We start from the raw sequence: 19,423 nt of genomic DNA on the forward strand, positions 1-19,423 counted from the left end.
AACAGGGTCAGGTCCACGCTCTGGCGCCGGTCGCCGAACCCCTTGCCGGGGGCCAGGGCCGTGACCGCGGCGAACCGGTCGCCGACCATCGGATCGGTCAGCCAGATGGCCTTGGTCGCCCCCGCCATGCGGGCGACGATGGCGGCGTCGGTGGTGTCGTCGCGCGTGACCTCCACGCCGCTCGCGGCCCCCGCCGTGCCGCCGATGACGACGGTCCAGGTCGCGCCCTCGCCCACGGCAGTGACGGCCTGGCCCTCGGGCACCGAGATCCGCATGGCGGTATAGTCCGGCCCGACCGCCCAGCGCGCCTCGCGGCCGGTGCCCAGATCGGCGGCCTTCGACAGGTCCATCCGCGCGGCCGTGTCGAACACGACCCAGACGGCTGCCCCGCGCCGGAAGACCGCCGCGCCCACGGGGGCCGTCCAGCCGAACTTCAGGGCAACCTGCTGATCCGTCCTCGTCGCCGTGACCGGCACGGCGCCGCCCGACGGGACCGCCTCGGCCGGGGTCGCGGCCGCCGCCGTCGATCCGGCGGGATAGAGGTTCAGCCACACGGCCCCGTCGTCGGTGCCGGAGCGGGCCTCGGCCCCCTCCGCAAGGGTCAGGACAAGTTCGGTGGCGTCCAGGGCCGCGCGGGTCTCGACCTTCTCGACGCCGGGGGGCGGGTCGACCTTCAGACGCGTGACGTCGGGCGCGGCGGTCGAACCGATGCGGACGACGACGCTCTGTCCGTCGCGGCGGATGCGCGCCCGCGATCCGACAACGCCGGCGAACTCGACCCGGGTGAAGCCCCGGTTGGCCCCGATCCGGATGGTGATGGGATCCAGCGCGGCCGTGAATTCCTGCGCGATCGCGGGGACGGCCCCGGCGATCGGGGCGAACGCGATCGTCCCGGCGGCACCGAGTGCCACCGTGGTTCGTCCGAATGCGGTCCTGGAGCGGGCAGCGGCCATACGCGCGCACACTCGCGCGAACGCCCTTTCGACGCGGTTAACGGGATGTGACCGATCGGCCCTTGAAGCGTTGGACGATAAGGCCGACGTCATCCCGGTCAGGAGTCCAGAATGTCACCCCCCGCCGCCCCCGAGTATCCAACACTGTCCACGCTCTCGACCGGACTGCGTTGCCGTTGTCCCCGCTGCGGCAAGGGTCCGCTGCTGCAGGGCTATCTGACCATTCGCCCGGCCTGCCCCGCCTGCGGCCTGGACTACAGTTTCGCCGAGCCCGCCGACGGGCCCGCCTTCTTCGCCATGTCCGCGATCGGCATCCTGGGCATGATGGCGTTCATGGGGTTCGAGTTCACCGTTCACCCGCCGATCTGGGTCCATTTCGCCGTCACCTTCCCCCTGATCGCGGCGGCCTGCCTGCTGGTCCTGCGACCGTTCAAGGGCTGGCTGGTGTCAGAGCAGTACGTCCACAAGGCCGCGCCGCCCGAGTGGGAAAGCATCGGCGGCCACGGCGACGGGTCGAAGTGGAAATGAAGGCGTGGCGACCCCGGAGGGACTCGAACCCCCGACCTCTGCTTTAGGAAAGCCTTGCTCTATCCGGCTGAGCTACGGGGTCACGCGATGGCGTCGTAGCCGCTGACGTCGGCGGAGGGAAGCCGGCACGATGCGCGCGAGCGGCCGGCGGCCTTAATCACACCGGCTAACGCGCGCTTAAGCCTCGCATACTATTGTTCGGCCAGTCGACGCCCCGGGGGACGTCGGGAAGGCCGGACCAGACCAGGATGCTCGTCACTGCACGCCGTACCGATCGGTTGATCGATCTGGAGATGATGCGCGTCGCCGTTGGCAACACCCTGCCCACACTGGGCGTGTTCGTGGCTGCCGCCGTGGGCCTGTATCTCGTCAGCCGTTCGCCCGGGGAACGATTCTACGACCTCTGGCTGGCCGTGGTCCTGGGCCTCTGCGCCTTGCGCATGGTCGTCAGTCAGCTCCTGGCGCGAGGCCTCGCCCGCTATGCCCAGGACAGCCGGACATACCCCTTTCCCGACGCCCTTTGTCAGGCGCACCGCATCGGCTACATCCTCGGCGCGCTGACACTGGTGGCCGTGGCGCTCTTCAGGATGCCGCAGGAACCCGAGCGGGTTCAGTTCGCCCAGATCATCATCTTTTCCGCCCTGGCCGCGGGTGCCGTGGGCGTGCTCGCGCCGATGCCACGAACCGGCATGGCCTATATCGCGATGCTGCTTCTGCCGCCCGGCTTGATGATCGCGATATCGACGACGATGTCGCCGCTCGTCGGACTTCTGAGCCTGCCCTTCTCCGTCGTGATGGCGTTCGGCATCCGCAACAACCACCAGCTCCTCCGGCGGTCGATCCAGAGCCAGCAGGATATCTCGGACCTGATGCAGACGCTGCGGGAAAAAAATCACGCGATCGCTGCGGCGAACACCCATCTGGAACAACGGGTCACGGAACGGACTGCCGAGTTGCAGGCGATGGCCGTCAGGGCCGAGGCGGCCAATCGGGCCAAAACGGCCTTTCTGGCCACCATGAGCCACGAGATCCGGACCCCGCTGAACGGCATCCTGGGCATGGCACAGGCGATGCACGCATCACGCATCAGCGTCGGCCAGAAACGCCGGCTGGACACGATCCTTGAATCGGGGCGGCTGCTGTCCGGCATCCTGAACGACGTCCTCGACATCAGTCGTGCCGAGGCCGGCAAGCTGGAGCTGCGGCCCGCGCCGACCGACATGGACGCTCTGATCGACGGCGTGGTGCGTCTGTACGGACCCATGGCCTGCGACAAGGGTCTGGCCCTCCTGCGGGAACGGGGGCCATGTGTCGAAGGCCTGCGCGAGGGCGACGAGGTGCGTCTGCGACAGGTCATGGGCAACCTGGTCGCCAATGCCATCAAGTTCACCGAGCGGGGCCAGGTCGTCATCCGGACGTGGTCGAGCGAAGACTCCTGGAGCTGCGCGATCAGCGACACGGGCCCGGGCCTTGACGAACACGATCGCGAGTCGGTGTTCGATCGCTTCGTTCACGGCCCCGACATCGGGGCGCATCGCCCGGGTGGAACGGGCCTGGGGCTGGCCATATGCCGGGATCTGACCGCGGCGATGGGCGGCAGGATCGATCTGGTCTCCGAGCCCGGCCGGGGATCGGTCTTCACCGTCCATCTGCCCCTGGCATTGTGTCCCGGTTCGACCCTTGCCCCGCCTGATGCGGCGGTCGCGTCGCGCGCGATCGAACACCACCACAACCGGATCCTGGTCGTGGACGACAACGCCGCCAACCGTCAGGTCCTGCAGGCCCTGCTGGGTGCCATGGCGGCCGAGGTGACTGTGGCTTGCGATGGACGCGAGGCGGTGCGCCTGTGGTCCGAGGGTACCTGGGACGTCGTGCTGATGGACATCAACATGCCCGTCATGGATGGTCTGGACGCGACGCGCGCCATCCGCGGGATCGAGGCCACGCGGGGCCAGGTGCCGATGCCGATCGTCGCGGTGACGGCCAGCGTCCTCAGCCACGAGACCGGCCGCTACTACGCCGCCGGCATGACGGAGGTCCTGGCCAAGCCGATCGAACTGGCGGAATTGGCGGGATTGCTGACCCGATTGCGCGCCCCGGCCGACGGCCTTGCGGCCGTGGCGGCCGCCTGATCGCCAACCGGTTTACGCATTGTGGTTAATCGGTCTTAAGATACAATATCTTGGGGTGAACAAACCCCGAATCGGGCTGTGTCACTGATTCGGTCCTGATTCGTTTCGCCCCTGTTCCGTTGCATCGCCCTCGCCTGTTAAGCTCCGCTGGCCAGGAGACGCCGATGACCCTCGATACCCTGTTCAACATCGCCAATACCGTGGCCCTGGTCGGGTGGATCATCCTGGCGCTGGCCCCCTTGCGGCGCGGTCTGGTGATCGTGGCCGCGCGCTGCATCGCCGTCGCCCTGGCGGTCACCTATACAGTGCTGCTGGTCCAGGCGGTCGCGAGCGGCGGGCTGGGTGGCGACCTGACCACCCTGTCAGGCCTGACCGAGGGCTTCAGCAAGCCGGAGGCGGTGCTGGTGGGCTGGGTTCACTATCTGGCCTTCGACCTGTGGGTCGGGTCCTGGGCGATCGAGGATGCGGGCAAACGCAGCGTGCCACACTGGGCGATGGTGCCCGTCCTGTTCCTGACCCTGATGGCGGGGCCGGTCGGGCTGCTGACCTATCTGGCGGTTCGGGCGGGCCTGGGCCGTCGCCCTGCGCCCGCGTTGACGACTTAGTTTTGATATGAAACGGTCTCCTATTCGCAGGAGACCGCCATGCCCCTGAAGCCATCCTGTCTGATCGTCGGTGCCGGCGACGGGGTCGGGGCCGCCATCGCCCGGGCCTTTGCCCGGGAGGGTCTGGCGGTCTGCATCACCCGGCGACCGCGCAATCTGGATCAGCTGGAAGCCGTCGCCGCCTCCATCCGCGCCGAGGGTGGCGAGGCCCATGCGTTCGGCGTCGACGCCCGCGTCGAGGCCGAGATGATCGCACTGGTCGACAGGATCGAGGCCGAGGTCGGCCCGCTCCAGGTCGTGGTGTTCAACATCGGGGCCAATGTGCGCTTCTCCGTCATCGACACCACGGCCCAGGTCTATTCCAAGGTGTGGGAGATGGCGGCCCTGTCCGGCTTCTTCACGGGCCGCGAGGCCGCGCGCGTCATGGCTCCGCGCGGCCGGGGCACGATCCTGTTCACCGGGGCCACGGCCTCGACGCGTGGCGGAGCCGGTTTCTCGGCCTTCGCCGGGGCCAAGGCGGCGCTGCGGCAACTGGCCCAAAGCCTGGCCCGCGAGATGGGACCGCAAGGCATCCACGTCGCCCACGTGGTGGTGGACGGGATGATCGACGGTGTGTTTGCCCGCTCCATCGCGCCAGACATCCAGGCCTTGCTGGACGACGACGCCATCCTGAAACCCGACGAGATCGCCAGGAACTACGTCTGGCTGCACAACCAGCAACGCAGCGCCTGGACCTTCGAACTGGACCTGCGCCCCTGGAAGGAGACCTGGTAATGGCCAAGACCATCGACTTCATCTTCGATTTCGCCAGTCCCAACGGCTATTTCGCCCGCAAGGCCCTGACGGGTGTCGCGGAGCGGACGGGGGCCACGATCAACCTGATCCCGTGTTTGCTGGGGGGTCTGTTCAAGGCCACCGGCAACCAGGCCCCGATGGTCGCTTTCGGCGGCATCAAGGGCAAGATGGACTACGAGATGCTGGAGATCCGGCGCTTCATCGCCCGGCACGGCCTCGCCGCCTTCCGCATGAATCCGAACTTTCCCATCAACAGCCTGACTGCCATGCGTGGCCTGTGCGCCGTCGAACCGGGCCCGGATTTCGACACCTATGTCGAGGCCGTTTCGGCTGGATTCTGGGAAGGCCGTCTGGCGATGGGTGACCCGGCCGTACTCGCGTCGGTCCTGACAGAAGCCGGTCTGGATGCCGAGGCGATCCTGACGGCGGCCCAGACCGATCCGGTGAAGGCCAGGCTGGCCGACAATACGGCCGCTGCCGTCGACCGCGGTGCCTTCGGCGTGCCCACCTTTTTCGTGGGCAGCGAGATGTTCTTCGGCAAGGAACGGCTCGGTCAGGTGGAGGAGATGCTGAGTTAACCCTCTCCCGCAAGGGGAGAGGGAACAACGTCTTGAGGAACCCTGAGCAAATCGCCACCTTGGTAAGATCATGAGCGACCGCCCCACCGGCCTCGCCCCGTCCCGCGTCGTCGCGGTGCTGGGGCCGACCAATACCGGCAAGACCCATCTGGCGGTCGAGCGGATGCTGGGCCATGCCTCGGGCATGATCGGCCTGCCGTTGCGGCTGCTGGCGCGCGAGATCTACGAGCGGATCGTCAAGCAGCGGGGCGCCAACGCCGTCGCCCTGATCACCGGCGAAGAGAAGATCATCCCGCCCCGGCCCCATTTCTGGGTCTGCACCGTCGAGGCCATGCCGCTGGAGCGCGAGGTCGAGTTCCTGGCCATCGACGAGATCCAGTTGGCGGCCGATCCCGAGCGCGGCCACGTCTTCACCTCGCGCCTGTTGCACGCCCGCGGCCGGTTCGAGACCATGTTTCTGGGGGCCGCGACCATGGCCCCCCTGATGCGGCGACTGATCCCCGACGTGGAGATCGTCACCCGCGAGCGGCTGTCCAACCTGACCTATGCCGGGTCCAAGAAGCTGACCCGCCTGCCCCGGCGCAGCGCCATCGTCGCGTTCAGCACCGAGCAGGTCTATGCCATCGCCGAGCTGATCCGGCGCCAGCGCGGCGGGGCAGCGGTGGTGATGGGCTCGCTCAGCCCCCGGACCCGCAACGCCCAGGTCGCCCTGTTCCAGTCGGGCGAGGTCGACTTCCTGGTCGCCACCGACGCCATCGGCATGGGGCTGAACATGGATGTCGACCATGTCGCCTTCGCCGGGATGCGCAAGTTCGACGGGCGGCGGACCCGCTGGCTGCACGCCCACGAGATCGCCCAGATCGCCGGCCGTGCCGGACGCCACATCCGCGACGGGACCTTCGGCGTGACGGGCGAGGCCGAGGAGCTGGACGAGGACCTGGTCGAGCAGGTGGTCGAGCACCGCTTCGACCCGATCCAGGCGATCGAGTGGCGCAACGCCCGGCTGGATTTCGACACCCTGCCCGACCTGTTGCGCTCGCTGGTCCAGACGCCCGGCGTCCCGGGATTGAAGCTGACCGGACAGGCGCTGGACGAGACCCTGCTGCGCCGGGCCCTGCAGGACGACGAGGTCAAGCGCATCGGCCGGTCGCGCGGGACCATCATGCGGCTTTGGGAAGCGTGTCAGCTGCCCGACTTCCAGAAGACCACGCTGGAGGAACACGTCCGCCTGTCGCGCGACGTCTTCCATGCCCTGACCGGCAAGAGGGGGCGGCTGACCGACGACTGGTTCGCGCCGAGGTTCGCCGAGGTCGATCGCGACGACGGCCAGATCGACCAGCTGTCGGCGCGTCTCGCGGGGGTGCGGACGTTGAGCTACATCGCCAACCGGCCCGACTGGCTGGACGGGATGAAGGGCTGGCGCGAGCGGACGCGGTCGCTGGAGGATCGTCTGTCCGACGTTCTGCACGAACGGCTGACGGCCCGGTTCGTCGACCGCAAGACGACCGCCCTGATGCGCTCACTCCACGACCGCGAGGGCACGATGGCCGAGGTCGCCGAGGACGGCGTGGTCAGTGTCGACGGCGAGGCGGTCGGGCACCTGGAGGGCGTGCGGTTCGCCGTCGCGTCCGGCGGATCGGCCCTCGCCGACCGGACGCTGAAGACCGCCGCCCTGCGCGCCGTGGGGCCGGAGATCGCGCGGCGGCTCGGCAAGCTGGCCAGCGACGGCGATGAAGCCTTCTCCGTGACACCGGAGGGCGACGTCATGTGGGCAGGGGCGCTGGCAGCCCGCATCGTCAATGCCGAGCCCTTCAGCCCGCGCGTGCGGCTGATCGGGGAACTGGGGCCCCAGGCCGCGCGGGACCGGGCCCAGCGCCGCATCGAGGCGTGGCTGGCGGCCGAGGCCGGCCGGGCGCTGCGTGATCTGCGACGCCTCAAGACGGCGATCGAGAGCGGGGCGCTGAAGGGCCTGCCGCGCGGGATCGCCTTCCGGCTGCTGGAGGCGGGCGGCGTCATCGACCGACGCGACGTGGAGCGCGACCTCGCCGCCCTGAGCCAGGTCGAGCGGCGCACGATCAAGACCTTTGCCATCCGCGTCGGCACCCATTCCGTCTGGCTGCCGGGCACGCAGAAGCCACGCGCCCGGGCCATGGCGCAGGCTTTCGTCGCGGGCGAGCCTTTCCGGGCCAAACCCGACGGCCTGGCCCTGTTGCCGATCCCCGCCCCGTCCGCCCGTGCACTGGCGGCCTTCGGCGTGCGCGCCGCCGGACCCTGGGCAGTGCCGGTCGACGACCTCGAGCGCGCCGAAACGCTAAGGCGCGAGACCAAAGGGACGCTGTCCGACGAGGCGCTGAGGACCCTGGGCTGGACCGCCGGAGACGCCAGGGCGATCTGGTCCGCGTTGAAGGTCGTGCGCGCCCAGATGCCGGATCGCGAGGGCAAGGCCCCCGTGGTCGTGAAGGATTCGCCCTTCGCCAAGCTGGCGGAACTGACGGCGAAGCCTGCACCGCCTCGCCGCAATCGCACCCGTCGCAGGAAGGCGGCCGGTTGAGCGTCGAAACCGTCCGCATCGATGTCTGGCTGTGGCGCGCCCGGTTCGCAAAGACCCGGTCGCTGGCCGCCGCCTTGGTCGAGCGCGGCGCGGTGCGTCTGACCCATCAGGGGCGCCAGACCCGGCTCGACAAGCCCAGCCGAGGGGTTCACCCCGGCGACGAGATCGTCTTCGCCCGCGAGGGCCGGATCACCTCGGTGCGGGTCGAGGCCCTGGGCGAGCGGCGCGGACCCCCGGCGGAGGCCCGCGCCCTCTATGTCCCGATCGGGGATGACCCCGAATAGGGTTTATTCGGCGATGTTGAACTCGCCTTCGATGTGCAGCTTCACCTCGTCGGACACGGCCGGCAGGGCGTAGTTGATGCCGAACTCCGAGCGCTTGATCGTGGCCTCGCCGTCGAAGCCGGCCTTGTAGGCGCCCATGGCGGTGCCGGCCTGGTTGAACTGGACCTCGATGGTGACCGGCCGGGTGACGCCGCGCAGGGTCAGGTCGCCGACCACCGTGGCCTCATTGGCGTCGTCCGCGTCCACGGTGACCGAGCGCGACACGAAGGTGGCGGTCGGGTGGTTGGCGGTGTCGAAGAAGTCGGCGGTCTGGAGGTGGGCCCTCAGCCGGTCGTCAGCGGGGTCGACGTCCGTCAGGGGGATGGTGGCGGTCAGGGTGCTGGCCGACGGGTTGGCGGGGTCGATCGTCAGGTCCGCCTTCACGTTCACGAACTGGCCGTAATAGGTCGAGAAGCCGAGGTGATTGACCGACCAGGTGATCTTGCCGTGGCCGGAATCCAGCGCATAGGCGCCGGCGCGGACTTCGGCGGGGTTCTGGGTCAGCGCGGACTGGGCGACGACGGCCCCACCCCCGATGAGTCCCAGGGCAAGGACCCCGGCGAAGGTGGATCGAACGAGCAGGCGACGGTTCAGCATGGGGTAAACTCCTGGAATGGGGAAAACAGCGCTAACTGCAATCAGCACTGATGCAAATAGGCAAGCTATTCGTGAGGGCAAGGTTTATGCGTCGATCGGAGCCCGCCGGGCGAGTTGACAGGGGCGAGGCGCGCCTGCATGTCCGGAACACCCGAGAGGGTGTTTCGCCCAACCTTCCAGAACACCGATTTTCGCCCATGACCTACATCGTCACCGACGCCTGCGTGAAATGTAAGTTCATGGACTGTATCGAGGTCTGTCCCGTGGACTGCTTCTACGAGGGCGAGAACTTCCTGGTCATCGCGCCAGACGAATGCATCGACTGTGGCGTCTGTGAACCGGAGTGCCCCGTCGACGCCATCGTGCCCGACACCGAGGATGAGCCCGACGGCAAATGGCTTCAGGTCAACGCCGAATACGCGAAGTCCTGGCCGAATATCACCGTCAAGGGCACGCCTCCGGCGGATCGCGAACAGTACGAACGCGAAACCGGCAAGTTCGAGAAGTATTTCTCTCCGGCGCCCGGCAAAGGGTCCTGACTTCAAAAAAGCTCCGGGTCAGGAATAGCGCCGGTTTCGCAAGGGACGCTTGCGACGTTTTGAAATTGCCTCGTTTTGTGATATGTTCCTTCACATTGGGTCGGGCGGAATGCGTTTCATGCGCGCCGCCCGCGTTTGCGACAGAACCTCGTCCATGAAGACGGGGTCGGCCAGAGGTTGGGTTATCCGTTTCCACGACTGACGACTGCATCATTCCGATCGGTGACCCCCGTCGCCGGTCCGGGAGCAATTGTCCGTCGCGCCTTCGATGACCCGTCCCCTGCGTCCGGGAAAGGAATGACATGACCACCAAGAGCGTTCTGGAATTCAAGGTTGGCGATGCTGTCGTCTATCCGGCGCACGGCGTCGGCAAGGTCGCGGCGGTCGAGACCCAGGAAATCGCGGGCATGTCGCTGGAGGTCTACGTCGTGACCTTCGACCACGAGAAGATGACCCTGCGCGTCCCGACCAAGAAGGCCAAGACCGCCGGCCTGCGCTCGCTGGCCGCTGACGACGTGGTCACCAAGGCCCTGACGACGCTGAAGGGCCGCGCCCGCATCAAGCGCACGATGTGGAGCCGCCGCGCGCAGGAATACGAAGCCAAGATCAACTCGGGCGACCTCGTCTCCATCGCCGAAGTGGTCCGCGACCTGCACCGCGCCGATTCGCAGCCGGAACAGTCCTACTCTGAGCGTCAGCTCTATGAATCGGCCCTCGACCGGATGGCTCGCGAAGTCGCCGCCGCCAACCGCATCGACAAGGACGCGGCCGTCCAGCTGCTGTCCAAGTCGCTGAGCGCCAAGAAGGCCGTCATCGCCGCCGCCGAAGCCGCCGAAGCCGAGGAAGAAGCCGAAGCCGCATAGGTCCGGGCGTTGCGCTGGAATGCAAAAGGCCCGGTGGAAACACCGGGCCTTTTCTTTGTCAGAAGTATTCGGCGCCCGCCGGACAGACCGCCGCCACACGGCGCGCCGTGATCGAGGCCGGAAGATAGGGCGTGCCGCGCGCCAGCTGGGCCCCGCCGGTGAAGCGGAAGTTTTCCTGCTGATACGAACCGCCGAGACGCACGTTCACCCGACGGCCGCGATGATCGGTGCAGGTCCCCTCGAACCGGGCCGTGCCGCCGCCGACGACACGGGTCGGATAGACGCACTGCCAGCGGCGCGTGGACAGGCCGCCGAAGAAGCGGTTGATCTCCGACGGCCGCACGCATTTCGTTTCGGTCGAGCGGATGCCCACGGCGCTGGTCGTATACTCCCAGTAGCCCGGCAGGACCTCGGTCACGGCGGCCTGCGCATGCAGCGGGGAGGACGGCGCGGCCAGCAGGATCGCCCCGGCCAGGGCAGGGGCGGCGACGGCGACGGTGCGCATCAGAAGGGAAGGCAGGGTCATCGTGGATCTCATCCTCGGGACAGTCCCGTGAGCTTAAGCATTGAAACGCGGCGATTGAACGACGCATGAACGCCTGACCGCCGAGACTCGGTTCCGGAGCCAATCTGGCCTCCAAAGCCTTGACGGCGCGGGATCGGTTCCTCTATACGGCCCCCTCTCGCGCGGGGGTCCACCCTCGCGCGCATTCGTTTCATGCGCTCTCCACGGTTCGGGGCAGCGCCACCTCAAGGATAAGACGATGTCGCGTCGTTGCGAACTCACCGGTGTCGGGCCGATGGTCGGCCACTCGGTCAGCCACTCGAACATCAAGACCAAGCGCCGCTTTTTGCCGTCGCTGAAGAAGGTCAAGCTGGCGTCGGAGGCCTTGGGCCAGTCGTACAGCCTGCGCATCTCGAACGCCGCGCTGCGCACCCTCGACTTCAAGGGCGGCCTGGACCCCTTCATCGTCAAGGCCAAGGACGAGCAGCTGTCGATCACCGCGCAGCGTATCAAGCGTCAGATCAAGGCCAAGCTGGCTGAACAAGCCGCCGCCTGATTCCTGACGGACAATGAGTTTGAACGAGGCCGGTGGAAACACCGGCCTTTTTCTTTGGCCGCGGTGGCGGCACACTCGCCCGATGACCCGCGACGAGATGTACGCTTACGCCCTGTCCCTGCCCGACGTCGAGGAATCGACATTGCACGGGGTCCGCTGCGTGCGGCTACGGGGCAAGCTGCTGATCAACGATACCCGCCTGCCCGAGGCCGTCTCCCTGTCGCTGGACCATGGCGACATCGACCTGTTGATGGAGACCGAACCGCAGACCTATTTCAAGACGCCGCATTTTGAGGGCTGGCCCGCGGTTCTGGTTCGCTACGAAGCCGCCGATGACGGCCGGCTGCGGGAGCAGATCGACAAGGCCTGGGCGCGGCGGGCGACGAGGGCACAGCAGAAGACGCGCGGACTCGACCTCTAAGATTACAGGGAGTTCATTTGCCGGAGCGAGCCCATCGCCTACCGTCCCGCTGTCAACAGGATGGGGCTTGGTTATGCCGGTAACTTTTGGACGTGCCGTGGCGATGACCAGCGCGCTGGCGCTGATGGCGACCGCCGCATCGGCGATGGCCCAGGACGCCCCGGCCCGTCAGCCGACCGCCTTCACCCTCGAAACCGACAATCCGCGCACCCCGGAGCAGGAGGCCGTCCGCTTCGACAAGGCCGATGTTTCGATCAAGGTCCTGCCCGAGCAGAAGGCCATCGAGGGCGTCGCCGTCCTCGACTTCACAGTGCTCGCCCCGATCCAGCGTCTGGCGGTCGAACTCGACACCCTGTTCACGATCTCCGAGATCCGGCTGGACGGCGAGGTGGTGCCCGCCGACCGCTGGTCCAACCCCGAGGGGCGCGTGACGGTCGAGGTTCCGGCGGGTCTGGCGACCGGCGTCACCCCGACCCTGACCATCACCTATGCCGGCGTCCCTCGCGTCGCTCCGCGCGCGCCGTGGAACGGCGGCTGGGTCTGGTCGACCGCACCCACGGGTGAGCCCTGGATCGGCACGGCGGTCCAGCTGAACGGCTGCGACCTGGTCTGGCCCTGTATCGACAACTCCAACGCCGAGCCCGGCCAGCTCGACATGCACATCACCACGCCCGGCAATGTCTCGGCCCCGGGACCCGGTGTGTTCAAGGGCATGACCGCGAACGCTGACGGGACGAAGACCTGGAGCTGGAGCATCGCCAATCCGAACATCTACGCCGGAATGATCAACGTCGGCCCCTATGAAGAGGTCACGGCGAGCTACGCCAGCCGGTTCGGCAACACGATTCCGATGCACTACTGGCATCTGCGGTCCGACGACCCGGCCAAGGTCCAGCGCCTGTTCGCCGAGTTCGCCCCCATGCTCGACTTCTTCGAATCGACCATCGGCCCCTACCCGTTCGGCGACTCCAAGATGGGGGTGGTCGAGACGCCCTACCTCGGGATGGAGCACCAGACGATCAACGCCTACGGCAATGGCTACAAGATCGAGACTCGCGGCTACGACACTCTGCTGCAGCACGAGTTCGCGCACGAGTGGTTCGCCAACCAGCTGACCAACCGCAATGCCGACGACATGTGGCTACACGAGGGGCTGGGCTCTTACATGCAGCCGCTCTACGCCCGCTACCTGCACGGCGAGCGGTTCATGCAGTCCGAGCTTCAGCGTCAGCGCGAGGGCCTGGTGAACGCCTTCCCGGTCGTCTCGGGGACGAACCGGACGGTCAACCAGGTCTATGGCGGCTCGGAAGGTCCCGGCGGCGACATCTATTCCAAGGGCTCTCTGATCGCCCACACTTTGCGGATGACGATTGGCGACGACGACTTCTACGAGGTCATCCGGCGTCTGGTGTACGGCCGCCCCGACCCGCGCCCCGGCAACTTCACGCCACAGATCAGTTCGACGCGCGAGATGAACGCCATCGTCAACGCAGTGACCGGTCAGAACTATGACTGGTTCTTCGACGCCTATCTGTACCAGGCGGCTCTGCCGGTCCTGACCCGGACGCGCGAAGGCGATCAGCTGACTCTGGCCTGGACCACCGACGGCGGCGGCGACTTCCCCTTGCCGGTCGACATCGAGATCGACGGCGAAGCCCGCATCGTACCCATGCCGGGCGGAAGCACGACGATCACCGTCCCGGTTGGCGCGACTGTGCTGATCGATCCCCAGAACAAGCTGCTGCGTCAGCTCGACGTCATTGACGACTGGCAAGCGTACAACCGGGCCGAACGCGAGCGGGCCGCCGCCGAACGCCTCGCCCGCTCCGCCAGCTGACCTGCATGCTGAAACCCCTCGTCTCCGTCCTCGTCCTGATCGCGGCCGCCACGCCGGCCCTGGCCCAGACGCCGGCGCCGCGCCAGTCCACCCCCTTCACTCTGCAGAGCGGTCAGCCGCGCACCAGCGAACAGACGAACGTGCGCTTCGACCAGGCCGATCTGTCGATCAAGGTCTTCCCCGATCAACGCCGTATCGAGGGGGTGGCGGTGCTGGATTTCACGGCGACGACCGGCACGATCTATTGGATGCAGGTGGAGCTCGACACCGTCTTCTCCATCGACTCGATCGCGGTCGACGGCGTCGATCTCTATCGCGACGACAACTGGCGCAATGATGAGGGCCGGCTGGCCATCCACCTCGGCCGCGATCTCGAACCGGGCCAGTCGGTCCGGATCCGCATCGCCTATTCCGGCCAGCCGCGTGTTGCGCCGCGCGCACCCTGGTCCGGCGGTTTCGTCTGGTCGACGACGCCGACCGGCGAACCCTGGATCGCAACGGCGGTGCAGGGCGAAGGCTGCGACATCTTCTGGCCCTGCATTGACCATCCGCTGAACGAGCCCGGCCGGGTCAATCTGCACATCACCGTGCCGACGGGCCTGTCAGCGCCGTCCAACGGCCGCTTCCTGGGCCGCGAGGACCACGGCGACGGCTGGACGACCTGGAACTGGACCGCCGCCAATCCAAACACCTACGCCATCGCCCTGAACATCGGCCCCTATGAAGAGCTGACCGCCACCTACCACAGCCGGTTCGGGAACAGCTTCCCGATGTCCTTCTGGCATCTGAAGTCCGACGATCCGGAACGGGTCGCCGCCCTGTTCGCCGAATTCCCGCGGATGCTCGACTTTTACGAGGCGACCGTCGGCCCCTTCCCGTTCGGCGACGAGAAGATGGGAGTAGTGGAGACGCCGCACCTGGGCATGGAACACCAGACGATCAACGCCTACGGCAACGGCTATCGGCTGGACGGCAAGGGCTACGACTGGCTGCTGCAGCACGAGCTGGCCCACGAATGGTTCGGCAACCAGATGACCAACATCGACGCCGACGACCTGTGGCTGCACGAGGGGCTCGGCTCCTACATGCAGCCGCTCTACGGCCGCTGGCTGCACGGCGATCGCTACATGCAGACCGAGCTGGCGAAGATGCAGCAGGATCTGGTCAATCGCTTCCCGGTCGTCTCGGGCTCGCACAAGACGGACGCCGAGGTCTCCGACGGCCCCGGCAACGACATCTATTTCAAGGGCGCCCTGTTCGCCCATACCCTGCGCCTGCTGATCGGCGACGAGGCCTTCTTCCGCTCGGTGACCACCCTGGTCTATGGCCGCCCCGATCCGAGACCCGGCAATTTCACCACCCTGTATCGCTCGACCCGGGAATTCATCGACATCGTCAATGCCGAGACTGGCAAGGACTACGGCTGGTTGTTCCGGGGCTATCTCTACAACGCCGCCCTGCCCGATCTGGTCGAGATCCGCGAGGGCGACCGCCTGTCGCTGCGCTGGGTCACCGGCGATGGCGCCGCCTTCCCTATGCCGGTCGAGGTCGAGATTGACGGCGTGGTCCAGACCGTGGCCATGACCGCAGGCGAGGGTTCGGTCACCGTCCCGGCCGGCGCCCATGTGGTTATCGATCCAGCCAACAAGGCGTTGCGCCGGCTGGCGTTCATCGAGGAGTGGCGGGCGCGGGCGTCATGAATCGTGGGGTCGCCCCCTGACACGCCATGTTAAGCGTCACCATGAACAGACCCACGGGAACCCTGCCATGAAAGCCGTCGCCCTCGCTCTCGCCCTGTCCCTGCTTTCGGGCGCCGCCGGCGCTCAAGAAAACCCCGTTCAGCGCGAGGCCTCCGACCCCACGGGCCTGTTCATCGCCAAAATCGAGGCCAGGCTCTGGTACGAATAGACCGGTCGTCTGTCCGACAACGTCCTGACCGAGGGTTTCACCCTGTGGAACAGCATCATCGGCGAAGGCAGCGCGGAGGAAGCCGCCTCCAACGTGCTGGTCAGCGTCAAGGTCACCTCTCAGGACGGCGAGCGGTTCGTGACCATCCCCCTGGTCGTTGACCTGGTCGGGGAGGATGGCGAGGTGCTCCACAGCCAGACCACCGACGGTCTGCTGACCTCGGACCAGGGCCACTCGGTCCAGGCCTTCCTTTTCAAGGACGCGACCTGCCTGGGCGACATCCAGATCCGTGCCACCCTCGGCCCGGAAACCCACAGCGAGCCGGTCGTCTTCGCCTGCGGCGAATAGGGTTCAGGCCGCCTTCAAGGTCCCGTCATCGACCGCCTCCGCGGTGATCGACTGGCGCACCATCTCGCAGGTCCCCTGGGTCGACAGGAAGGCGATGTCGGCGGCGTCGCGGCCGCAGGCGATCCGCACCAGACCCTCGATCGGCGCCAGGCCCGTCGGATCGACCAGCCACCAGCCGTTCGACAGCCAGACCTCAAAGATGGCATGGAAGTCGGGCGGGTTCAGCTGGTGCGCATAGGCGCTGACCGCCCGCGCCGGAATGCCCGAGGCGCGGCACAGCGTGATGCCCATATGGGTGAAGTCGCGGCACACGCCCGCCCGGTCGATGAAGGTCCGGGCCGCTGTGGTCTCGGAGTCTGACACGCCGCGCTCATAGTCGATGTTCTCGGTGATCCAGTTGAGGATCGCCAGCACCCGCTCGCCGCCCGTCGTCTCGCCGAACTGCCGCTCAACGAACCGGCCGAACTGGTCCGACGGGCAATAGCGGCTGGCCCACAGATAGGTCAGCACCTCGGCCGGAAGGTCGTTCCAGTCGTGCTGGGTCACGCCGGGCGGAAGCCCCAGCAGCGAGCCGTTGTCGACCACCGCCTCATAGGTCAGGGCGACTTCGCCGCCCAGCCGCGCGCGCAGGGTGCGGGCGCCGAACTCCGTGTCCTCGTCTTCATGCAGATCCTGGGTCGGTGTGACCGTCATCCGCTCTTCGACGATGTCCTGACCCGGCCAGTTCGCGACCTGAATCTTGTAGATCGCGTCGGTCGGGGGATCGAAACGATAGACGAGTTCGGCGCGGACGCGGATTTTCATGGACGACCTGATCTGAGGGATGAGCCGACAACGCCGCGCACGGGCGGCCGTTCCGGATCGGGTGTTGTCCTCTAGCAGGTCAACCGGCGCAGGATAGTGGCGCCCCTCCAGGGTTCGAGATCGATGTCTCGGTACAGGAGGCGGGAGCGAGCAAAAGGCCGCGACCGCGGCTGCGGCGCTGATGAAGATCGCCACACGGGAGTCTGACCGCCGCAATGTCGGGGCGGCTTTGATCGACGCCACGTCGCTTGACCCACAAGCGGATGAGCGTTGAGGGTTTTGACCCGGCCTGAAGCCCGGATGGATTGGGTCCCGAGAACGCGATCGAGGGAGGACCGGCCGCCACATCCGGTCCAGTCGCGACATTTCATTATCGCCTTGGCAGGTACATCGACAGTGACATGTCTTCGAACCGCTACAAGCCGCAGAGACCGCCCAAATGCTGACCGACCCCCTGTTCTACGCAGTCGCCATACCAGCCGTGATCCTGCTGGGGCTGACAAAGGGCGGTTTCGCGGGGATTGGAGTTGTGGCCGTGCCACTGATGGCTTTGGTCATCTCGCCGCTTGAGGCCGCCGCGATCATCCTGCCTATTCTGTTGGCTCAGGACGTCATCGGCGTTTGGAACTTTCGCAAGACCTGGGACAAGGAGCTGGTGGGCCTGATGCTGCCGTCGGCGGCGGTGGGAATTTTTGTGGGATGGCTGCTGGCCGCCAGGGTGCAGGTGGCGGCGGTCGAACTGGCCATCGGCCTGATCGCGGTGACGTTCTCGCTACAGCAACTCTGGACCAAGCGGGCCCTCAAGACGGCCGAGGCGATTGAGGCCGGGCCGGGCCGCCGGTGGTTCGGCGCCCTGTGTGGCCTGGTCTCCGGGTTCACCAGCCAGGTGGCCCATGCCGGCGCCCCGCCGTTCCAGATTTACGTCCTCCCCCGCCGCCTTCCGCGCGACATGTTCATCGGGACCAGCGCGGTGTTCTTCGCCGCGGTAAACTGGATGAAGCTGCCGGCCTACGTCGCGCTCGGGCAGTTCACGCCCCAGGTGCTGACCATGGCGGCAGTGCTACTGCCATTGGCTTTGGTGTCTACGGTGGCCGGAGTGTGGTTGGTGCGCCGGGTGCCGACGGAGGGCTTCTACAACCTGATCTATGTCGTTCTGGCTGCCGTCGGCGTCAAGCTGGCTTGGGACGGGGCGAATGGCCTGTTCGGCTGACGGAATCGTTCATTACTGCAACAATGGGCCGGTCGCCGTTCGCTCTGTGGAGGCTCCGCTCGCGGTTGGCCTCGGCCAAGCCTTCGCCCTGCCGACCCGAAAAACGTTACGCTACGATTCCAGTCGAAATCCTTGCCGGATGCGTTGCGGCGATCGGTCCAACCCACCTCCCGCTTTAGCGTCTCTAGGCACTGGCCATCTTCGACGGCAGAGGTTCGAAATCCCCGGACGCCCTGTCGGCCGGCGAAAACTGCGTAGCGCGTTCACTGAATGAACCCATCGACGCCGCGCCGCGCCATCTCAGCCAGTCTCCGTATGGATGGCATGTGGCCAGCACGTCGCTGCGGCCAGTCGGCCACGAAGTCAGCCGCAGTTCCACAGTTTGCCGATCCGGCGTCCATTCGAATTGGATCCAGATAAGTGGCCGGTCTGGCGAAGCCTTGTCACCTGCGTTCGCCATCATCGTGGAGAGATGTTGGCGCTCGTCAGCGTCCAGATATTGCAGAACCATGGTGTGTACGACGGCCCGACAGTGACCTGTCGGCTGGGGTTCCGCGAGCCGTTCCGCCAACCAGGCCGCTGCATGTCCCTGATCGACGCGGGGTGGCTGCACTATGGCGATTTTCAGTGCCTGCGCGAGGCGCTCCGATCGCGTCGGCTGATCCGCCCAGACGAATGACATCAGCCGTTCGCGGTCTACGGCGTCGGACGCGCGAAGCGGCTGGAGATCGACCCCCCGCGCGGTCGCGATCGACACCGGGCGAACGGGTGGCGGCGGTCCCCACCAGTCTGGCGCGACTTTCACCTGAGACAGCGGATCACCCGCACAAACCGACCCAAGTCGGTAGTCGTAGCGATCGAGATTCAAGTTCAGACCGCAACTTGAGCCAAGCTCCAGCAAGTCGAACGGCATGGGCTGCGTCAGCGGAGCGGCCATCAGCGCAGACATAATGGCCCCGGCCCGGGCGACCTCATTCGTCTGGGTGGGATGCCGGATCCAGTCGGCGATGAACTGGTCGGATCGCGAGAGGGCGACAGCGACGGCGCCGTCGAAGTCTTCGTGCTCGCGTCGGTATAGCGCGGCCAGAGACTGGGGAGATCCGCGTCGCGCGAGTGCGTGAAGCGCTCCGTTGACCCGCAGCCCGACGGCGGCGGCAGCGGGGTCGCCCGGCCAGTTGCGAATCGCGGCCTCGGTCAGCGGCGCGAGGAACAGCTGCCTGTCGGCGGCTTCCAGAATGTCGGCGATGAAAGGCGATCCCAACGCCCGGCAGCGATCGGCCTGCCGCGAGAGCTCATGCTCGGGAGAGACGGCGGCGAGGCCAATCATTCAATCACCAACCGCATACACCCGTACCTCGACTGAACAGAAC

Annotated in this window: 20 protein-coding genes, 1 tRNA gene and 1 pseudogene; 16 read left to right on the forward strand and 6 right to left on the reverse strand. The window is 66.9% G+C overall.

Annotated features, from left to right (window positions below):
* A pseudogene (locus tag RMO01_RS05100) lies at positions 1-911 on the reverse strand (hypothetical protein); the annotation flags it as partial.
* Between the two features lie 153 nt (positions 912-1,064).
* On the opposite strand from RMO01_RS05100, the gene RMO01_RS05105 reads away from it, so the two are divergent.
* Positions 1,065-1,481, forward strand: a complete 417-nt coding sequence (locus RMO01_RS05105; RefSeq protein ID WP_309627964.1) for a DUF983 domain-containing protein — start codon at positions 1,065-1,067, stop codon at positions 1,479-1,481.
* Positions 1,482-1,486: 5 nt separating this feature from the next.
* Here the strand turns inward: RMO01_RS05105 and RMO01_RS05110 are convergent.
* A tRNA-Arg gene (locus tag RMO01_RS05110) sits at positions 1,487-1,563 on the reverse strand.
* A gap of 166 nt (positions 1,564-1,729) precedes the next feature.
* Here RMO01_RS05110 and RMO01_RS05115 point away from each other — a divergent pair.
* The 6 genes from RMO01_RS05115 to RMO01_RS05140 all read left to right on the forward strand — a co-directional run bounded on the left by RMO01_RS05115 (position 1,730) and on the right by RMO01_RS05140 (position 8,426).
* Positions 1,730-3,613, forward strand: coding sequence for an ATP-binding protein (locus tag RMO01_RS05115; RefSeq protein WP_309627965.1), 1,884 nt, complete (start codon positions 1,730-1,732; stop codon positions 3,611-3,613).
* 164 nt (positions 3,614-3,777) lie between these two features.
* Positions 3,778-4,218 (forward strand): ABA4-like family protein, encoded by a 441-nt coding sequence (locus RMO01_RS05120; RefSeq protein WP_309627966.1) that lies wholly within the window; start codon positions 3,778-3,780, stop codon positions 4,216-4,218.
* Positions 4,219-4,257: 39 nt separating this feature from the next.
* On the forward strand, positions 4,258-4,992 hold the full coding sequence (locus tag RMO01_RS05125; RefSeq protein WP_309627967.1) for an SDR family NAD(P)-dependent oxidoreductase: 735 nt from the start codon (positions 4,258-4,260) through the stop codon (positions 4,990-4,992).
* On the forward strand, positions 4,992-5,591 hold the full coding sequence (locus tag RMO01_RS05130; RefSeq protein ID WP_309627968.1) for a 2-hydroxychromene-2-carboxylate isomerase: 600 nt from the start codon (positions 4,992-4,994) through the stop codon (positions 5,589-5,591). Before RMO01_RS05125 ends, RMO01_RS05130 begins: the two co-directional genes overlap by 1 nt.
* A 70-nt stretch (positions 5,592-5,661) precedes the next feature.
* On the forward strand, positions 5,662-8,142 hold the full coding sequence (locus RMO01_RS05135; protein WP_309627969.1) for a helicase-related protein: 2,481 nt from the start codon (positions 5,662-5,664) through the stop codon (positions 8,140-8,142).
* On the forward strand, positions 8,139-8,426 hold the full coding sequence (locus tag RMO01_RS05140) for a S4 domain-containing protein (protein WP_309627970.1): 288 nt from the start codon (positions 8,139-8,141) through the stop codon (positions 8,424-8,426). The genes RMO01_RS05135 and RMO01_RS05140 overlap by 4 nt, the downstream gene beginning before the upstream one ends.
* Before the next feature lie 3 nt (positions 8,427-8,429).
* On the opposite strand, the gene RMO01_RS05145 is transcribed toward RMO01_RS05140, so the two are convergent.
* Complete coding sequence (locus RMO01_RS05145) at positions 8,430-9,062, reverse strand: YceI family protein (RefSeq protein ID WP_309627971.1); 633 nt, start codon at positions 9,060-9,062, stop codon at positions 8,430-8,432.
* A gap of 197 nt (positions 9,063-9,259) precedes the next feature.
* Here RMO01_RS05145 and fdxA point away from each other — a divergent pair, with 197 nt between their 5' ends.
* Together fdxA and RMO01_RS05155 are read left to right on the forward strand one after the other, a co-directional pair.
* Complete coding sequence (gene fdxA / locus RMO01_RS05150) at positions 9,260-9,601, forward strand: ferredoxin FdxA (RefSeq protein ID WP_309627972.1); 342 nt, start codon at positions 9,260-9,262, stop codon at positions 9,599-9,601.
* A 302-nt stretch (positions 9,602-9,903) separates the two neighbouring features.
* Positions 9,904-10,464, forward strand: coding sequence for a CarD family transcriptional regulator (locus RMO01_RS05155; protein ID WP_309627973.1), 561 nt, complete (start codon positions 9,904-9,906; stop codon positions 10,462-10,464).
* Between the two features lie 58 nt (positions 10,465-10,522).
* Here RMO01_RS05155 and RMO01_RS05160 read toward each other — a convergent pair whose 3' ends face one another.
* Positions 10,523-10,990 carry a DUF3617 family protein gene (locus RMO01_RS05160; RefSeq protein ID WP_309627974.1) on the reverse strand — a complete coding sequence of 156 codons (468 nt, stop codon included), beginning with the start codon at positions 10,988-10,990 and terminating at the stop codon, positions 10,523-10,525.
* A 238-nt stretch (positions 10,991-11,228) separates the two neighbouring features.
* Between RMO01_RS05160 and rpmB the strand changes: the two genes are divergently transcribed.
* From rpmB to RMO01_RS05190, 6 genes are all read left to right on the forward strand, one after another.
* Complete coding sequence (gene rpmB, locus RMO01_RS05165; RefSeq protein ID WP_303695109.1) at positions 11,229-11,525, forward strand: 50S ribosomal protein L28; 297 nt, start codon at positions 11,229-11,231, stop codon at positions 11,523-11,525.
* Between the two features lie 82 nt (positions 11,526-11,607).
* Positions 11,608-11,946, forward strand: coding sequence for an MmcQ/YjbR family DNA-binding protein (locus RMO01_RS05170; protein WP_309627975.1), 339 nt, complete (start codon positions 11,608-11,610; stop codon positions 11,944-11,946).
* 103 nt (positions 11,947-12,049) lie between these two features.
* Positions 12,050-13,783, forward strand: coding sequence for a M1 family metallopeptidase (locus RMO01_RS05175; RefSeq protein WP_309628019.1), 1,734 nt, complete (start codon positions 12,050-12,052; stop codon positions 13,781-13,783).
* Between the two features lie 5 nt (positions 13,784-13,788).
* On the forward strand, positions 13,789-15,483 hold the full coding sequence (locus RMO01_RS05180) for a M1 family metallopeptidase (protein ID WP_309627976.1): 1,695 nt from the start codon (positions 13,789-13,791) through the stop codon (positions 15,481-15,483).
* A 67-nt stretch (positions 15,484-15,550) separates the two neighbouring features.
* Positions 15,551-15,691 carry a hypothetical protein gene (locus tag RMO01_RS05185; RefSeq protein WP_309627977.1) on the forward strand — a complete coding sequence of 47 codons (141 nt, stop codon included), beginning with the start codon at positions 15,551-15,553 and terminating at the stop codon, positions 15,689-15,691.
* A gap of 93 nt (positions 15,692-15,784) precedes the next feature.
* Positions 15,785-16,039 carry a hypothetical protein gene (locus tag RMO01_RS05190; RefSeq protein WP_309627978.1) on the forward strand — a complete coding sequence of 85 codons (255 nt, stop codon included), beginning with the start codon at positions 15,785-15,787 and terminating at the stop codon, positions 16,037-16,039.
* Positions 16,040-16,042: 3 nt separating this feature from the next.
* Here RMO01_RS05190 and RMO01_RS05195 read toward each other — a convergent pair whose 3' ends face one another.
* The gene (locus tag RMO01_RS05195; protein WP_309627979.1) at positions 16,043-16,843 is read right to left on the reverse strand and encodes a transglutaminase family protein; all 801 of its coding nucleotides are present in this window, start codon (positions 16,841-16,843) and stop codon (positions 16,043-16,045) included.
* A 439-nt stretch (positions 16,844-17,282) separates the two neighbouring features.
* Between RMO01_RS05195 and RMO01_RS05200 the strand changes: the two genes are divergently transcribed.
* Positions 17,283-18,053 (forward strand): sulfite exporter TauE/SafE family protein, encoded by a 771-nt coding sequence (locus RMO01_RS05200; RefSeq protein WP_309627980.1) that lies wholly within the window; start codon positions 17,283-17,285, stop codon positions 18,051-18,053.
* Between the two features lie 184 nt (positions 18,054-18,237).
* Here RMO01_RS05200 and RMO01_RS05205 read toward each other — a convergent pair whose 3' ends face one another.
* On the reverse strand, positions 18,238-19,380 hold the full coding sequence (locus RMO01_RS05205; protein WP_309627981.1) for a DUF2332 family protein: 1,143 nt from the start codon (positions 19,378-19,380) through the stop codon (positions 18,238-18,240).
* Between the last annotated feature and the right edge of the window lie 43 nt (positions 19,381-19,423).

The organism is Brevundimonas sp. (genome assembly GCF_031412435.1).
GTDB lineage: Bacteria > Pseudomonadota > Alphaproteobacteria > Caulobacterales > Caulobacteraceae > Brevundimonas.

What these genes read in the sequence shown, in the direction of transcription:
- RMO01_RS05105 (WP_309627964.1), top strand. Translation starts at nt 1,065, where the DNA reads ATGTCACCCCCCGCCGCCCCCGAGTATCCAACACTGTCCACGCTCTCG.
- RMO01_RS05115 (WP_309627965.1), top strand. Translation starts at nt 1,730, where the DNA reads ATGCTCGTCACTGCACGCCGTACCGATCGGTTGATCGATCTGGAGATG.
- RMO01_RS05120 (WP_309627966.1), top strand. Translation starts at nt 3,778, where the DNA reads ATGACCCTCGATACCCTGTTCAACATCGCCAATACCGTGGCCCTGGTC.
- RMO01_RS05125 (WP_309627967.1), top strand. Translation starts at nt 4,258, where the DNA reads ATGCCCCTGAAGCCATCCTGTCTGATCGTCGGTGCCGGCGACGGGGTC.
- RMO01_RS05130 (WP_309627968.1), top strand. Translation starts at nt 4,992, where the DNA reads ATGGCCAAGACCATCGACTTCATCTTCGATTTCGCCAGTCCCAACGGC.
- RMO01_RS05135 (WP_309627969.1), top strand. Translation starts at nt 5,662, where the DNA reads ATGAGCGACCGCCCCACCGGCCTCGCCCCGTCCCGCGTCGTCGCGGTG.
- RMO01_RS05145 (WP_309627971.1), bottom strand. Translation starts at nt 9,062, where the DNA reads ATGCTGAACCGTCGCCTGCTCGTTCGATCCACCTTCGCCGGGGTCCTT.
- fdxA (WP_309627972.1), top strand. Translation starts at nt 9,260, where the DNA reads ATGACCTACATCGTCACCGACGCCTGCGTGAAATGTAAGTTCATGGAC.
- RMO01_RS05155 (WP_309627973.1), top strand. Translation starts at nt 9,904, where the DNA reads ATGACCACCAAGAGCGTTCTGGAATTCAAGGTTGGCGATGCTGTCGTC.
- RMO01_RS05160 (WP_309627974.1), bottom strand. Translation starts at nt 10,990, where the DNA reads ATGACCCTGCCTTCCCTTCTGATGCGCACCGTCGCCGTCGCCGCCCCT.
- rpmB (WP_303695109.1), top strand. Translation starts at nt 11,229, where the DNA reads ATGTCGCGTCGTTGCGAACTCACCGGTGTCGGGCCGATGGTCGGCCAC.
- RMO01_RS05170 (WP_309627975.1), top strand. Translation starts at nt 11,608, where the DNA reads ATGACCCGCGACGAGATGTACGCTTACGCCCTGTCCCTGCCCGACGTC.
- RMO01_RS05175 (WP_309628019.1), top strand. Translation starts at nt 12,050, where the DNA reads ATGACCAGCGCGCTGGCGCTGATGGCGACCGCCGCATCGGCGATGGCC.
- RMO01_RS05180 (WP_309627976.1), top strand. Translation starts at nt 13,789, where the DNA reads ATGCTGAAACCCCTCGTCTCCGTCCTCGTCCTGATCGCGGCCGCCACG.
- RMO01_RS05185 (WP_309627977.1), top strand. Translation starts at nt 15,551, where the DNA reads ATGAAAGCCGTCGCCCTCGCTCTCGCCCTGTCCCTGCTTTCGGGCGCC.
- RMO01_RS05195 (WP_309627979.1), bottom strand. Translation starts at nt 16,843, where the DNA reads ATGAAAATCCGCGTCCGCGCCGAACTCGTCTATCGTTTCGATCCCCCG.
- RMO01_RS05200 (WP_309627980.1), top strand. Translation starts at nt 17,283, where the DNA reads ATGCTGACCGACCCCCTGTTCTACGCAGTCGCCATACCAGCCGTGATC.
- RMO01_RS05205 (WP_309627981.1), bottom strand. Translation starts at nt 19,380, where the DNA reads ATGATTGGCCTCGCCGCCGTCTCTCCCGAGCATGAGCTCTCGCGGCAG.